General features: G+C 61.7%; 16 protein-coding genes. 2 read left to right on the forward strand and 14 right to left on the reverse strand.

Annotation, left to right across the window (positions count from 1 at the left end; all coding sequences use genetic code 11):
- From ACSBQQ_RS15830 to ACSBQQ_RS15855, 6 genes are all read right to left on the reverse strand, one after another.
- Entirely contained in the window at nt 1–408 is a 408-nt protein-coding gene (locus tag ACSBQQ_RS15830; RefSeq protein WP_004933244.1) for an ExbD/TolR family protein, read from the reverse strand.
- 244 nt (nt 409–652) lie between these two features.
- Nucleotides 653–976 (reverse strand): helix-turn-helix domain-containing protein, encoded by a 324-nt coding sequence (locus ACSBQQ_RS15835; protein ID WP_047569482.1) that lies wholly within the window; start codon nt 974–976, stop codon nt 653–655.
- Nucleotides 939–1,319, reverse strand: a complete 381-nt coding sequence (locus ACSBQQ_RS15840) for a type II toxin-antitoxin system RelE/ParE family toxin (protein WP_072269933.1) — start codon at nt 1,317–1,319, stop codon at nt 939–941. The genes ACSBQQ_RS15835 and ACSBQQ_RS15840 overlap by 38 nt, the downstream gene beginning before the upstream one ends.
- A 255-nt stretch (nt 1,320–1,574) precedes the next feature.
- Nucleotides 1,575–2,495 (reverse strand): L,D-transpeptidase family protein, encoded by a 921-nt coding sequence (locus tag ACSBQQ_RS15845; protein WP_025305160.1) that lies wholly within the window; start codon nt 2,493–2,495, stop codon nt 1,575–1,577.
- 233 nt (nt 2,496–2,728) lie between these two features.
- Nucleotides 2,729–3,604 carry a helix-turn-helix domain-containing protein gene (locus ACSBQQ_RS15850; RefSeq protein ID WP_033648560.1) on the reverse strand — a complete coding sequence of 292 codons (876 nt, stop codon included), beginning with the start codon at nt 3,602–3,604 and terminating at the stop codon, nt 2,729–2,731.
- 10 nt (nt 3,605–3,614) lie between these two features.
- Nucleotides 3,615–3,992, reverse strand: a complete 378-nt coding sequence (locus tag ACSBQQ_RS15855; protein WP_033648561.1) for a hypothetical protein — start codon at nt 3,990–3,992, stop codon at nt 3,615–3,617.
- A gap of 120 nt (nt 3,993–4,112) precedes the next feature.
- Here ACSBQQ_RS15855 and ACSBQQ_RS15860 point away from each other — a divergent pair, with 120 nt between their 5' ends.
- On the forward strand, nt 4,113–4,934 hold the full coding sequence (locus ACSBQQ_RS15860; protein ID WP_060428720.1) for an AraC family transcriptional regulator: 822 nt from the start codon (nt 4,113–4,115) through the stop codon (nt 4,932–4,934).
- Between the two features lie 38 nt (nt 4,935–4,972).
- Here the strand turns inward: ACSBQQ_RS15860 and ACSBQQ_RS15865 are convergent, their stop codons facing one another.
- The 7 genes from ACSBQQ_RS15865 to ACSBQQ_RS15895 form a co-directional block, all read right to left on the reverse strand.
- The gene (locus tag ACSBQQ_RS15865; protein WP_033636938.1) at nt 4,973–6,109 is read right to left on the reverse strand and encodes a porin; all 1,137 of its coding nucleotides are present in this window, start codon (nt 6,107–6,109) and stop codon (nt 4,973–4,975) included.
- Between the two features lie 372 nt (nt 6,110–6,481).
- Entirely contained in the window at nt 6,482–7,252 is a 771-nt protein-coding gene (locus ACSBQQ_RS15870) for a 3-hydroxybutyrate dehydrogenase (protein WP_033648562.1), read from the reverse strand.
- A gap of 12 nt (nt 7,253–7,264) precedes the next feature.
- A complete protein-coding gene (locus tag ACSBQQ_RS15875) occupies nt 7,265–8,656 on the reverse strand; it encodes a GntP family permease (protein WP_033636935.1) in 1,392 nt (463 codons plus the stop codon).
- 45 nt (nt 8,657–8,701) lie between these two features.
- On the reverse strand, nt 8,702–9,625 hold the full coding sequence (locus ACSBQQ_RS15880; RefSeq protein ID WP_060388159.1) for a 3-hydroxyacyl-CoA dehydrogenase family protein: 924 nt from the start codon (nt 9,623–9,625) through the stop codon (nt 8,702–8,704).
- Between the two features lie 18 nt (nt 9,626–9,643).
- Nucleotides 9,644–10,828: an acetyl-CoA C-acetyltransferase gene (locus ACSBQQ_RS15885; protein WP_033648565.1), complete on the reverse strand. Its 1,185-nt coding sequence runs from the start codon at nt 10,826–10,828 to the stop codon at nt 9,644–9,646.
- 13 nt (nt 10,829–10,841) lie between these two features.
- Nucleotides 10,842–11,495: a CoA transferase subunit B gene (locus ACSBQQ_RS15890; RefSeq protein ID WP_060388160.1), complete on the reverse strand. Its 654-nt coding sequence runs from the start codon at nt 11,493–11,495 to the stop codon at nt 10,842–10,844.
- An 11-nt stretch (nt 11,496–11,506) separates the two neighbouring features.
- Nucleotides 11,507–12,205: a CoA transferase subunit A gene (locus tag ACSBQQ_RS15895; RefSeq protein ID WP_033648567.1), complete on the reverse strand. Its 699-nt coding sequence runs from the start codon at nt 12,203–12,205 to the stop codon at nt 11,507–11,509.
- A 168-nt stretch (nt 12,206–12,373) separates the two neighbouring features.
- Here ACSBQQ_RS15895 and ACSBQQ_RS15900 point away from each other — a divergent pair, with 168 nt between their 5' ends.
- The gene (locus ACSBQQ_RS15900; RefSeq protein WP_033648568.1) at nt 12,374–13,291 is read left to right on the forward strand and encodes a LysR family transcriptional regulator; all 918 of its coding nucleotides are present in this window, start codon (nt 12,374–12,376) and stop codon (nt 13,289–13,291) included.
- Here ACSBQQ_RS15900 and ACSBQQ_RS15905 read toward each other — a convergent pair.
- Nucleotides 13,281–13,580, reverse strand: a complete 300-nt coding sequence (locus ACSBQQ_RS15905; protein ID WP_019453270.1) for a helix-turn-helix domain-containing protein — start codon at nt 13,578–13,580, stop codon at nt 13,281–13,283. The genes ACSBQQ_RS15900 and ACSBQQ_RS15905 overlap by 11 nt on opposite strands.
- Nucleotides 13,581–13,869 lie beyond the last annotated feature (289 nt).

A 13,869-nucleotide genomic window follows, 5' to 3' on the forward strand; every position in this document is an offset into this window, starting at 1 on the left:
TCACAGCTTCCGTGTCGCGATGGAGACGGAGAAGAAACCGCCCTGGCGCAGGTTGTCCATCACCGCCACCAGCCGCTCGACCGCCACGCCCTTGTCGCTGTTGACGATGATGGTGGTGGTCTGGTTGGCCTGCTGCTGTTGCTTCAGCGTGTTGACCAGCGCGTCGAGCGCGATCGGCTGGCCATCCAGCTGCAGCTGTTCGTCGGCCCCCAGCGTGATGATCGCTTTCTTCTGCGGTTTCAGCTGCTGCGCGCTGCCGGCGGACGGCAGCTGCGTTTTCAGCCCGAGCGCAGGAATGACGTTCAGGCTAATCAAGACGAAAAACACCAATAAAAACATCATCACGTCGATCATCGGGATCAGTTCGATGTGCGCTTTGTTCTTTTTCGGTTCGTTCCAGTTACGCATGACACTCCCTCCCAAAAGCGAAGCAGCCAATATAGGAGGGGTTTGTTTACCTTTTGTTACGCTTGTGTGATCTTATTTTCACAGTGTGGATTTTTTGCGAGAATTTTTTCAATGGCATGGGATAACGAGAGAGATATAACTTATTAATTAGCTATAGTTTTTATTGGAATAATTGCGAGGTGGGCATTTCAGAGAACCAAAGCCAGAGGGGATAATGTGATAATAGTGACAGCCCAGACGGTCACTACAACAAGACCTCAAGCCCGTGCTTGCGTACGATCGAAAGCAGCTTAAGCGACACGCCGCCCGGCCGTTTCACCCCCGTCTCCCATTTCTGTATGGTCGACACGCTGGTATTCAGATAACGGGCAAAAACCGGTTGGCTTAAACGTAACTGCTCGCGCAACGCTTTGATCTCCTGGGGCTGCAACATCTCGACCGGCGCAAGGCAAGACTCATCAAAACTGCGTAGGGTTTCCAGAGAAATGGCGCCAGCACGATGCAATCCTTCAGCGGCGCTGTGAATCGCCTCAAAGGCCTGACTCCGAAACGTTTTTTCCTGCTTCATGGCAAATCTCCATCCATTCTTTTTTCACAACCAGGGACTCGACCTGGTCGTCGCTCAACGCGCCAAACTGCATGGCTAACTTGCGAAAAGCGTGTAATTCTGCCCCTGTAATATTGGTCTGGGCCTGCTTGGCAAACAAAAAAACAAACACCCAGTGCCGACCATTTTTCGCTAATACCAACGCGCGGTCGCGATTATGATTAAGACGTTTTTTAAATACGCCACCGCCTAAATCTGCAGCCAAACCCCGTTGCACGTCTTTTACTGCCCGACACAACGCCTTATCGGTGATGCCGTGAGCACGAGCTTTCCTGCTAAACCAACAAGTTTTAAATGTACGCATTGCGATGGGCTTCCCGTAAAAACGTAGCACTTAGTGAGACACTTTTCCAGTGCATTCCTCCCCGCCAGCATCGCTTTAAACATTGATGACGACCACCATGAGAAACCCGATTTGCATGATGACGCGCATAATGACTTCTTTCAGTGCAACGTTGAGGGCATCATTGCGCACGCACACGCAACAGCATGTTTTACGGGCATAAAAAAAGACGCCCGTAGGCGTCTTCTTGGCATTTTCACTGAGGCCGGAAGGCGATCAGTTCACTTTCACCGGCATACCGGAACGGGCCTTGATCGCCGCGTCCACTTCGCTCTGGTTGACGCCGGCGTCCATCAGCACTTTGCCGACCGGCGCGGAGATGGTCAGCGGCACCGGATCTTTGGATTGCAGCTGCTCTTCGTTGGCCGACAGCGGGTTGTGCACTTCCACGTAGCGCGAGCCGTCCGGTTCGACGGTGGCTTTCATCGGTTCGTTGATGAACTGCACGCGGGTGCCGACCGGCACGTTCTCGAACAGGTACTTGATGTCGTCGGCGCGCAGACGCACGCAGCCGTGGCTCACGCGCAGGCCGATGCCGAAGTTGGCGTTGGTGCCGTGGATGGCGTACAGGCGGCCGACATACAGCGCATACAGCCCCATCGGGTTGTCCGGGCCGGCCGGGAACACCGCAGGCAGGATCTCGCCGTCGGCCGCGTACTCGGCGCGCATCTTGGCGGTCGGCGTCCAGGTCGGGCCGTCTTTCTTGCGCTGCACGGTGGTGGTCCAGTTCAGCGGGGTGTCTTTACCCAGCTGGCCGATACCGATCGGCAGCACCACCACGGTGTTGGAGCCTTTCGGGTAGTAGTACAGACGCATTTCGGCGCTGTTGATGATGATGCCTTCACGCGGCGCGTCCGGCAGGATCAGCTGCTGCGGGATGGTCAGGGTGCTGCCGGCCTTCGGCAGGAACGGATCCACGCCCGGGTTGGCCTCCAGCATGTTGCTCAGCCCCATCTGATACTGGGCGGCGAAGCTTTCCAGCGGCAGTTTGCTGTCTTCCGGTACGGTGATTTGGATATTTTCGCCCACCAAACGGCTGTCTTTTGGCGGCAGCGGGTAAACGACGGCGAAGGCAGCCTGGCTGAATGCAACCAGTGCCGTAAACAGGGTTAATAACGCGCGAATGCTCATTTTCATCTTCGTGTTGGTCAAGGCCACTGGCGATTAGGAGGATCGGTTTCTACGGCCACTTTGACCCCGATGGGTTTCAGCCGGCAGCCAAGCGCTGCGGCCTGAAATACAGGGGGGGGATTTGACCGGATGCGCATTATATGTGCACATCAATCAAAGTGTGAACCATTACCGATGTAATATCGCAATTTTTTGTAACCTGAAGCGCCACGAAGGCGATTTTTTGCGAGAACCGCCGCCTAACCGGCGGCGGCCAACGCTTCTACCCGCCGGATCGGGATCAGATATTCGCAGCGGATCGCCGCGCCGCCAAGCGGGCAGCGGCCCTCCTGCGCCGGGTAGAAAAGCTCGATATCCTGCCCCGGCCGACGGATGGCGTTCATCTGCGGCATCGCGGTGTCATACAATCGGACGATAAAGTTTTGTAACCCTTCCTCCTGCCCTTGATAGGTGAAGCGGGCATACTCACCCTGTTCGATAGTCACCCGCTCCCCCATCGCCCCTTCGTCCGGCAAAGCGGCGGTGTAGGCCATGCGCGGGTTACCCCGGCGTTGCCGATCGACCTCCAGGCTGGTGAGGCCGTATACCACCTCCGGCAGCGCCTGCGGCGGCAGCAGCTGCCGCCAGGCGTGGCGGCGCAGCTCGCACTTGGAGGCCGCCAACTGCCCCAGCGTAAAGCTGCGGCGCTGGGTATGGCCCACCAGCTGCATGGCGGGCAGCGTCACGATATCGGCCTGCGGCAACGGTGTTTCGGTCAGCCGCAGCGGCGGCTGCAGGCCATAGCTCGACCAATCCTGGCTGCGGCGATAGCTGGCCGGCGGCAGACCGAACTGCTTGCGGAAGCAACGGGTGAAGGTCTGCTGCGAATCGAACTGGTAAGTGTCGGCGATGCAGGCCACGCTGGTGCCGGTCAGGCGCAGTTCGCGCGCGGCGGCGGTCAGCCTTCTGCGGCGCGCGTACGTGCCGAGAATATGGCCGGTATGCTGCTTGAACATCCGCTGCAAATGCCACTTGGAGTAGCCGGACTTGGCGGCAATGTCGTCCAGCGTCAGCGGCTGATCCAGGCTCTGCTCGATCCAGGCCAGCAGCTGTTCAATCACCTGTTGCTGGTGCATGGTATTCCCCTTATTTTAACAATAACGTCTGCGCCAATACCCGGCCTGCGGCTTCATCGGCGGCCACCAGCACCGGGTAGCCCCAAAATTTGGCGCCGTATTCGGCGAACTCTTCCGCCGCCGCGCGTTTGGCGTCGTCCGGCTCCAGCATGATCATGCCTTTCACCCACAGCTTCAGCGCCTCGCGGTTATCGCGTTTCCATAGCGCCACCTGGGTGCGGGCATCGCGGTCATGTTCTTGTTCTTCATCGCCGACGCTGCGGTCGGTCATCAGGACAAAGGGTTCGGCGCGTGCCAGCAGCGCGCTGAATTCGGCCAGCTCGGCCTGGGTATCGCGCCCGCTTTGGCGCATCCATACCAGCGGAAAATCGGCGGTATCCAATGACATAATCAGTTTCCTCAGGAAATGGTTTAGGACTGGCGCTTACTTTATCGGCACCGGCGCTAGACCACATTGCGCAATCAGGACATAATACTTTTCAATTCCGCCAAATTGAGAATTGTTCTCATGAAAGTACAGATCCCCCGCCGCTGTCTGGATATCGATCAGGTGCCGCGCCCGCTGTTTGCCCTGCAAGGTTCAACCCTCGAGCAGGATTGGGAAGTCGAGCCGCACCGCCACCAGAAGGCGCAGCTGATTTACACCGTGCGCGGCATGATCCGCTGCGAAGTGGAAAACGGGCTGTGGCTGGTGCCGCCGCAGTGCGCGCTGTGGATGCCGGGCAACGTGTTGCACAACGCCCAGGGCGCCGGCTCCACCGAAGCCTACTGCCTGTTCGTCGATCAACATGCCGCCGCCGGTCTGCCGCAAAACTGCTGCACGCTGTCGGTCTCGCCGCTGCTGCGCGAGCTGCTGCTGCAGGCCAGCACCTTCGAGCCGCTCTACGATGAACAGGGCGCCGAGGGGCGCCTGACGGCGGTACTGCTGGACCAGCTGGCGGCCGCGCCGATCGAGAATCTGCACTTGCCGGTGTCCGACGACGCGCGCATTCGGCAGTTGACCGAAGGCATGCTGAGCAGCCCGGCGGACAAATCCACGCTAGGGCAGTGGGCGCAGCGCATCGGCATGAGCGAGCGTTCCCTCAGCCGCACCTTGCAACAGCAGATGGGCATGAGCTTCGGCCACTGGCGGCGCCAACTGCACGTGATGCTGGCGCTGCAGCGCCTGACGCAGGGCGAGAGCGTACAGACGGTGGCGCTGGATCTGGGCTACGAGAGCGCCAGCGGCTTCGTCACCATGTTCAGAAAGGCGGTAGGCAAACCGCCGGCGCGCTACCTGGCGGAGCGCAACGCCTCTGGAGAAACCCTGGGCGGCGCAATTACCATGTGAAAAAGCCGGCGCAGGCGCCGGCTTGGAGCAGGTGAAAATCAGAAGTCGTAGAACACCGTAATCCAGGTGGAGTCCGGCTCGTTGTCGCTGCTGTTGGCCAGCGTGCGCTCCACATACACCGACAGACCGTAACCGATGGTGGTGCCCGCGCCGAGGTAAACGTGGTTGGCGTGATACGCCTCGTCCCCCTTCAGCCGCAACGAGTCCGCCGCCACGTAAGGCTGGATCGATTTGAGGAACGGCTTGTCGATATTGAAGGTGTAACCGACGAAGCCTTCCAACCCGTAGCCGTCACCGGCGAAGAAGTGCGACAGCGTGCGCTGGCGGGTGCTCGGCACATAGTCTTTGTAGTAGCTGGCGGTGCCGACGATGTACCAGTTGTTCGGCTGCCAGGTCAACGCGGTGCCGGACAGCTGCTGGTGATAATCCTTTTCGTTGTACAGATTGTCTTTGATCTTCGCGTCGGTATAACTGTAGGCCGCGCTGAAGGTGAAATCCTTCGTCACCTTGTAATCGAAGCCCAGCCCGCCCCCGCCCTTGCGGCGATAAATCAGGTTATCCGCGGTGTGCAGATCGTCTTCCGGCAATAAATAGTTGGCGTACAGCGTTACCGGCCCGAAATCATTGGTGTACTTGATGCTGTTTTTCGGTTTATTGCCGCCGTCGTAGTCGCCGGAAATACCTATGCCGGTGCCGCCCGCGTGGCCATCGTTATCCCAGACGTCGCTTTTGATGCCGACCACCGAATAATAGATGCCGTATTGATGGCCGTAGGTCAGGGTGCCGTAACGATCGTCTTTGAAACCGGCGTACAGCTGGCGCTGATAGTCGCGCTTGCCGTCTTCGTTATAGTGCCCGTCCCAGCTGAGCGCGTGCGCCAGATCGACGCCCCACTCGTAATAGCCGATGATCGAGGTGTCCTGCGTCAGCGCATAGTCGCCGCTGAAGCGAAAACGCGTGCCGCCGTCGTGGCCGTTTTTGTCATAGCCCGGCTCCGGGCCGTTATTGAAGATCCACTCGGGGCGAATGCTGCCGCCCACCTTTAAACTGAGCGGTGCCAGCAACACATTGCTCTGCGGGTTTTTATCCAGAATGGTGATCTCGGCCTGTGCGCCGGCGGATAACGCCGACAGCAAGACGCCGCCAATGAATATTGGCGTTGTATTTTTTCTCATTATTACCCCTGCCCGAAAAAAATTATTGTTATAAACACGGTGGTCTTAAGCCACGCGGAAATAATTACCCGATGTGAACAGCGCACGCAAGATATAAAAATTCACGCCATAACCTGCCATTATTTCAGGTTGGATTTAATTTCAGCAAAAACGTGTTCATCTGTAACGCAGAGAAAAATAATGTAATAACTGCAGCACGAAATAAACCAATCCGCACGTTTCACCCAAAATAAACCTGCGTGATTATCTGGGAATAAAGATAGCAAATAACAAATAAATATTATTGCCGCAGGTAAACCATCACGCAGGGGAATTAACTGAAGGTGGGAAATAACGACGGAGCGCGTTGCGCGCTCCGGGAAAGAGAATTCACTACTGCGCCAGCCAGCCGCCGTCCATGTTCCAGGCGGCGCCGCGCACCTGCGCCGCCGCATCGCTGCACAGGAACAGCGCCAGCTCGCCGAGCTGCTCTGGCGTGACGAACTCTTGCGACGGCTGCTTCTCCGCCAACAGCTCATCGCGCGCCCGCTGTGGATCGGTGCCGGCGGCAATGCGCTTGTCGATCTGCTGTTGCACCAGCGGCGTCAGCACCCAGCCGGGGCAAATGGCGTTGCAGGTGACGGGCGTGCGCGCGGTCTCCAGCGCCAGCGTCTTGGTCAGCCCCACCACGCCGTGCTTGGCCGCCACATAGGCCGACTTGTCTTTCGACGCCACCAGCCCGTGCACCGACGCCACGTTGATGATGCGCCCCCAGTTGCGCTCGCGCATCCCCGGCAGCGCCAATCGGCAGGTGTGGAACACCGCCGACAGGTTGATGGCGAGGATGGCGTTCCATTTCTCCACCGGGAACTGATCCAGCGGCGCCACGTGCTGAATGCCGGCGTTGTTCACCAGAATGTCCACGCCGCCGAACTCGCTTTCGGCATACTGCATCATGTCCGCTATCTGGGCCGCATCGCCGAGATCGGCGCCGTGATAGCCCGGCGCGGCGCCCAGCTGCGCGACCTGCGCTTGCGCCTGCGCCACGTCGCCGAAGCCGTTGAGGATCACGCGCGCGCCGGCGGCGGCCAACACGGACGCTATCCCGAGGCCGATGCCGCTGGTCGAGCCGGTCACCAGCGCGGTTTTGCCTTGTACACTCATGGTATCGCTCCTTTAAACAATGCCGGTCAGGTAGAACACGCCGATCACGAACAGCACCGCGGCGCTCTTGATCAGGGTGATGGCGAAGATGCCGCCATAGGCCTGCCGGTGGCTGAGGCCGGTGATCGCCAGTAGGGTGATCACCGCGCCGTTGTGCGGCAAGGTGTCCATGCCGCCGCTGGCCATCGAGGCCACGCGGTGCAGCACTTCCAGCGGGATATGCGCGGCGTGGGCGGCGGCCACGAAATTATCGGCCATCGCCGCCAGCGCGATGCTCATGCCGCCGGAGGCCGATCCGGTGATGCCGGCCAGCAGGGTGACGCTGATCGCTTCGTTCAGCAGCGGATTGGGGATCGCCGACAGCGCCTGCGACAGCACCAAAAAGCCCGGCAGCGCGGCGATCACCGCGCCGAAGCCGTATTCGGAGGCGGTGTTCATCGCCGCCAGAATCGCCCCGCCGACCGCCGTCTTGCTGCCTTCCGCCAGCCGGCCACGAATATTGCGAAAACCGAACACCACCACCAGCAGAATACCCGACACCAGCGCCGCTTCCACCGCCCAGATGGCGGTGATCTTCGCCACGTCGGTGGCGATCGGCTTGGCCAGCCCCGGCAGCGTCAGCTCGTGGCTGGCGCCGTACCACTGCGGGATCCAATGGGTGAAGCCAAGGTTGAATACCCCGACCAAAATCAGCGGCAGGATGGCGATCAGCGGGTTCGGCAGGTTGATGTCGTCCGGGGTTTCCGGCTCGTTCAGCAGATCGGTGCCGTACCCTTCTCCCTTCAGCTGCGCCTTGCGCCGCTGGCGTTCAAGATACAGCAGACCGACCGCGATGATGAACAGCGAGCCGATCAGCCCCAGCCAGGGCGCGGCCCAGGCATTGGTGCCGAAGAAGCTGGTCGGGATGATGTTTTGGATCTGCGGCGTGCCCGGCAGGGCGTCCATGGTGAAGGAGAAAGCGCCGAGCGCCACGGTGGCCGGGATCAGCCGCTTGGGGATACCGCTCTGGCGGAACAGCTCGGCGGCGAACGGATAGACCGCGAACGCCACCACGAACAGCGACACCCCGCCGTAGGTCAGCAGCGCGCACACCAGCACGATCACCGGAATGGCGTGACGCCGGCCGAGAATGCGGATCGCCGCCGCGACGATCGAACGGGAGAAGCCGGACAGCTCGATCAGCTTGCCGAACACCGCCCCCAGCAGGAACACCGGGAAGTAGAGCTTCACGAAGCCGACCATCTTCTCCATAAACAGCCCGGTGAAGGTCGGCGCCACCGCGCCGGGATCGGTCAACAGCACCGCGCCCAGCGCGGCGATCGGGGCGAACAAAATCACGCTGTAGCCGCGGTAGGCGGCCAGCATCAGTAATCCCAGTGCTGCCAGGGCAATCAAAACGCTCATCGGTCACCTCAGTATCGTTGTTATTGTCAGGTACGGAGTGCGAAATTACGGTTTCAGCGCAAAGCGCAGCTGATGCGCCCGTCGCCGTTGAATGCGTTCCCTGCGTGCGTCATCCCAAAGATAAAATCCCCGACCGCTGCGCTGGCCGGTATCGCCGCGCTGCAGCCGCTGTTCCACCAGCGCCATCATCTCGTCGCCGGTCGCCAGCTCCGGGAACAGGTGGCGGGCGATGTCCGCCACCGTCGGCAGCCCGGTCATGTCGGCGGCCTCCAGCGGGCCGACCATGGCGTAGCGCCGCCCCAGCGAGGCGCGCATCACCTGATCCACCACCTCGGCGCTGGCGATGCCGCTGTGGACGATGTGCAGCGCCTCGCGCAGCACCGCAAACTGCAGCCGGTTGCCGACAAACCCCGGCGCGGCGCGCTCCAGCAGCACCGCCTCCAGCGCCATCCCGACGAGCAGCACCTGCACCGCCGCCAGATGGCGCGGATCGGTGGCGCGGCCGGGTACGATCTCCACCAGCGGGATCAGGTGCGGCGGGTGCCAGAAGTGGGCGATCAGCAGGCGCTGCGGGTGGGTCATGCGCGCCGCCAGCTCGTCCGGCGGCAGGCCGCTGGTGTTGCTGGCAATCACCGCGTCGTCGGCGATCAGCCCTTCCAACTGCTCATACAGCGCGTGTTTCAGCTCGAGCCGTTCCGGGATCGCCTCGATAAGCAGCCGGGCGCGCGCCACGTCGTTCAGATCGCCGGTCACGCGCAGCCGCGCCAGCGCCGCGTCGCGCTCATCGTTATCAAACTGCCCGACGTCGCTCAGCTCGGCCAGAATGCCGCTCGCCACCGCCGTCGCTTCCGCCAGGCGCTGCGGATCCGGGTCATACAGCAGCACCTCATGGCCGTGGCGAATAAAGTGGGTGGCGATGCCCACCCCCATCAATCCGGCGCCCAGTACCGCATAGTCAGATGACTGCATCGTGCCCTCCTCGGTTGTTTACGGGCGCTCTACCGCCAGCGCCACGCCCTGCCCGCCGCCGATGCACAGCATCGCCAGCCCCTTGTTCACCCCGCGGCGCTGCATTTCGTACAGCAGCGACACCAAAATGCGGCAGCCGGACGCGCCGATCGGATGCCCCAGCGCGATCGCCCCGCCGTTGACGTTGACCCGCTCCGCCTCCCAGCCCAGTTCTTTGCCCACCGCCAGCGCCTGCGCGGCGAAGGCTTCGTTGGCTTCGATCAGATCGACCTCCTCCAGCCGCCAGCCGGCTTTCTCCAGGCAGCAGCGCGCGGCCGGCGCCGGGCCGATGCCCATGATCGCCGGATCGACGCCCGACGAGGCGTAACCGGCGATGCGCGCCAGCACCGGCAAACGCAATTCAGCGGCTTTTTCCGCGCTCATCAGCAACACCACGGCGGCGCCGTCGTTGAGCGAAGAGGCGTTGCCGGCGGTCACCGTGCCCTCCTTGCGAAACGCCGGGCGCAGCCGCGTCAGCGCCTCCAGGCTAGTGTCGCGCGGCTGCTCGTCGTGCTTAACAAGCAGCGCCTCGCCCTTTGGCTTCGGCACCGTCACCGGCGTGATCTCCTGCGCGAAACGCCCGGCCTGCTGCGCCGCCTGCGCCTTCTGCTGCGAGCGCAGCGCAAAGCTATCCTGCTCGGCGCGGCTGATGGCGTATTTCTCCGCCAGGTTCTCGGCGGTGATGCCCATGTGGTAGTCGTTGAACGCGTCCCACAGGCCATCGTGGATCACGCTGTCCACCATCTGCGCGTGGCCGAGGCGCAGACCGGCGCGCGCGCCGGCCATCAGGTAAGGCGACTGGCTCATGCTCTCCTGGCCGCCGGCGATCACCGCGTCGGCGTCGCCGCTGCGGATCGCCTGCACCGCCAGATGCACCGCCTTCAAACCAGAGCCGCACACCTTATTGATGGTCAGCGCCGGCGTCGTAACGGGCAGCCCGGCATTCAGCGCGGTCTGGCGCGCCGGATTCTGCCCGCAGCCGGCGGTCAGCACCTGGCCGAGGATCACTTCATCAATTTGCTGCGGCGCCACCCCGCTTTGCGCCAGCAGCCCTTGCACCGCCGCCGTGCCCAGTTCCACCGCCGTCAACGGCGCCAGCGCGCCGTGAAAACTGCCGACCGGCGTGCGCGTCGCCGCCACGATCACCACTTCACGTTGTTGCACATTCACCTCCGTCTCAGAAACGCATTTCCGGCACTTGATCCGGCACGATCAGCCGGCCGGCGGTTTTGGCGACAATCTCCGCCACGCTGACGCCGGGCGCGCGTTCGCGCAGCACGAAGGCGCCGTCTTCAATTTCCAGGTAGGCCAGATCGGTCAATACCTTGCGGATGCAGCGGGCGCCGGTCAGCGGCAGCGTGCAGCGCGGCAGCAGCTTGGACTCGCCGCCCTTCGAGGCGTGGGTCATCACCACGATGATGTTCTCCGCCCCCGCCACCAGATCCATCGCGCCGCCCATGCCCTTGACCATCTTGCCGGGGATCATCCACGAGGCGATGCTGCCCTCGACGTCCACTTCAAACGCCCCCAGCACGGTCAGATCGACGTGGCCGCCGCGGATCATGGCGAACGACTGCGCCGAATCGAAGATCGACGCGCCGAGGCGCGCGGTGACCGTCTGTTTGCCGGCGTTGATCATGTCGGCGTCCAGCTGCTGCTCGGTCGGGAATTCGCCCATCCCCAGCAGGCCGTTTTCCGACTGCAGCATCACGTCCATGCCCGCCGGCACGTAGTTGGCCACCAGCGTCGGGATGCCGATGCCCAGGTTGACGTAGTAACCGTCCCTCAGCTCTTGCGCCACGCGCTGCGCCATTTGTTCACGGGTAAGCATGCGAATTCTCCTTATGCCCGCAGGGTGCGTTGTTCGATACGCTTCTCGAAGGTGCCCTGGATCAGCCGATCGACGTAGATGCCGGGGGTGTGGATCGCCGCCGGATCCAGCTCGCCCGGCGCCACGATCTCTTCCACTTCCACCACCGTGATACGCCCGGCGGTCGCCATCAGCGGATTGAAGTTCTGTGCGGTGTGGCGGTAGATGACGTTGCCGAAGTAATCGGCCTTCCAGCCTTTAACGATGGCGAAATCGCCGGTGATGGCGGTTTCCATGATGTAAGGGCGGCCGTTGAACTCGCGCACCTCTTTGCCTTCGGCGATCGGCGTGCCGTAACCGGTGGCGGTGAAGAACGCCGGGATACCGGCGCCGCCGGCGCGGATCTTCTCCGCCAGCGTGCCCTGCGGCGTGAGATCCACCTCCAGCTCGCCGCTGAGCGCCTGCTGCTCGAACAGCGCGTTTTCGCCGACGTAAGATCCCACCACCTTGCGGATCTGATGGGTTTCCAGCAGCCGCCCGAGGCCGAACCCATCGACGCCGCAGTTGTTGGAGACCACCGTCAATCCGCGCACGCCGCGCCGGCGGATCTCTTCGATCAGATTTTCCGGGATGCCGCACAGGCCAAAGCCGCCCGCCAGCACCGTCATGTTGTCCGTCAGGCCTGCCAGCGCTTCCTGGTAGCTGCCGACGCGTTTGTCGAGCCCTGCCATATCGTTGCCCCTGCATGTTGCGGCGCAGGGCGAAATGCCCTGGCTTGCGTGAGGGCATCTTCAGGTCACAAAAATGATTTGTTAATTTTGTTTTTATGCCACATTCATTTAGAATTTTTATTAATCACACGTTAACCGACAATTAACAAAGAGTTAACGCCAACCAAAATGAAAATGAGCATCAAACAGTTACGCGCGTTTTTAGCGGTAGCTCACACTCTGAACTTCGCCCAGGCCAGCGAGCGGCTGAATATTTCTCAGCCGGCGCTCAGCCTAGCGATCCGTGGGCTGGAAGACGCGCTGGGCGGGCCGCTGCTGCTGCGCACCACCCGCCGGGTGACGCTGACGCCGGAGGGGGAAACCTTCTTTCCGATGGCGCGCCAGCTGCTGGCGGACTGGGACAACGCAGAAGAGGCAATGCGCCAGCGCTTCACCCTGCAGATGGGCAAGGTGGCGATCGCCGCCATGCCGTCGTTCGCCGGCAACCCGCTGCCGCCGATCCTCAAGGCGTTTCGCGATCGTTACGCCGGCATCAACGTGGCGGTGCACGACGTCATCAACGAGCAGGTATTTGAAATGATCCGCGAAGGGCGGGTGGAGATGGGCATCGCCTTCGAGCCGGAGCCGAGCGACACCCTGCACTTCACCCCGCTGTGCCGCGATCGCTTTCTGGCGGTGGTGCCGAAGGATTCGGCGCTGGCGCGCAAGGCGCAGGTAAGCTGGAAGGAGCTGCTGACGCTGGATTTCATCACCCTGCAGCGGCCATCGGCGGTGCGGCTGCTGCTGGAGCAGGAACTGGCCCGCAGCGGGCGAACGCTGGAGGTGGCGTTTGAAAGCCACCAGCTGGTGACGGTCGGGCGCATGGTGGCCAACGGCCTCGGCGCCAGCGCGGTGCCGGCGCTGTGCGAGCAACAGATGGATGAGCTGGGGGCGGTCTGCGTGCCGCTGATCGGCCCGATCATCGAACGGCGCGTGGGCCTGATCCGCCTGGCGCAGCACCAACTCTCTTCCGCCGCGCAGGCGCTGGCGACCGTGATCGAACGGGAAATGGCGGGGAGTGGCGCGCAGCCCGCGCTTAGACCGTAAACCCGACGTGCTTGCCGCCCGGCAGCTCAACGTCCAGGCGCAGCGTGCCGCCCATCGCTTCCACGTAGCGTTTCAGGGTCGAAATCTTCAGCTCGTTGCCGCGCCCTTCGATGGCCGCGACCGAAGGCTGGGAAATGCCCAGCGTTTTCGCCAGTTCCTGTTGGGAAATATTCAGCGCTTCCCGCAGCTGGTGCAGGTGCGCTTCAAACAGCATCTCTTCGGCCATTTCCTCGATGCGCCGGCGGCTCTCCGGGGTGCGGGAGGCCAGCAGTTGCTTTAAGGTGCTCATGGGTTACTCCTTTTAAACTCTTTCGTTGTCATTACCGTCCACATGGCATCTCCTGATTATAGAGTACAATCTATGGCAAGACGATAGACTGGAATATATAATTTTCTCCACACCGCCGTTGGCGTTTTTGCCTGGCAGCTGGCAAAAGAAGGTGGTTATCGTCTTGCGACTTGAACATGGGATGCAACGAGATACGTGAGCAGCGACATCAGCATCGGACAGAGAAGAAAACATGCGGATTTGGCGAGGTAATAAAGCACGTAACCCGGCTTTTTATTAATGAATGAAT

Source organism: Serratia sp. G204Y (assembly GCF_051172435.1).
GTDB lineage: Bacteria > Pseudomonadota > Gammaproteobacteria > Enterobacterales > Enterobacteriaceae > Serratia > Serratia sarumanii.

Coding starts and splice junctions, on each gene's coding strand:
- ACSBQQ_RS15830 (WP_004933244.1), bottom strand. CDS start 408: ATGCGTAACTGGAACGAACCGAAAAAGAACAAAGCGCACATCGAACTG.
- ACSBQQ_RS15835 (WP_047569482.1), bottom strand. CDS start 976: ATGAAGCAGGAAAAAACGTTTCGGAGTCAGGCCTTTGAGGCGATTCAC.
- ACSBQQ_RS15840 (WP_072269933.1), bottom strand. CDS start 1,319: ATGCGTACATTTAAAACTTGTTGGTTTAGCAGGAAAGCTCGTGCTCAC.
- ACSBQQ_RS15845 (WP_025305160.1), bottom strand. CDS start 2,495: ATGAAAATGAGCATTCGCGCGTTATTAACCCTGTTTACGGCACTGGTT.
- ACSBQQ_RS15850 (WP_033648560.1), bottom strand. CDS start 3,604: ATGCACCAGCAACAGGTGATTGAACAGCTGCTGGCCTGGATCGAGCAG.
- ACSBQQ_RS15855 (WP_033648561.1), bottom strand. CDS start 3,992: ATGTCATTGGATACCGCCGATTTTCCGCTGGTATGGATGCGCCAAAGC.
- ACSBQQ_RS15860 (WP_060428720.1), top strand. CDS start 4,113: ATGAAAGTACAGATCCCCCGCCGCTGTCTGGATATCGATCAGGTGCCG.
- ACSBQQ_RS15865 (WP_033636938.1), bottom strand. CDS start 6,109: ATGAGAAAAAATACAACGCCAATATTCATTGGCGGCGTCTTGCTGTCG.
- ACSBQQ_RS15870 (WP_033648562.1), bottom strand. CDS start 7,252: ATGAGTGTACAAGGCAAAACCGCGCTGGTGACCGGCTCGACCAGCGGC.
- ACSBQQ_RS15875 (WP_033636935.1), bottom strand. CDS start 8,656: ATGAGCGTTTTGATTGCCCTGGCAGCACTGGGATTACTGATGCTGGCC.
- ACSBQQ_RS15880 (WP_060388159.1), bottom strand. CDS start 9,625: ATGCAGTCATCTGACTATGCGGTACTGGGCGCCGGATTGATGGGGGTG.
- ACSBQQ_RS15890 (WP_060388160.1), bottom strand. CDS start 11,495: ATGCTTACCCGTGAACAAATGGCGCAGCGCGTGGCGCAAGAGCTGAGG.
- ACSBQQ_RS15895 (WP_033648567.1), bottom strand. CDS start 12,205: ATGGCAGGGCTCGACAAACGCGTCGGCAGCTACCAGGAAGCGCTGGCA.
- ACSBQQ_RS15900 (WP_033648568.1), top strand. CDS start 12,374: ATGAAAATGAGCATCAAACAGTTACGCGCGTTTTTAGCGGTAGCTCAC.
- ACSBQQ_RS15905 (WP_019453270.1), bottom strand. CDS start 13,580: ATGAGCACCTTAAAGCAACTGCTGGCCTCCCGCACCCCGGAGAGCCGC.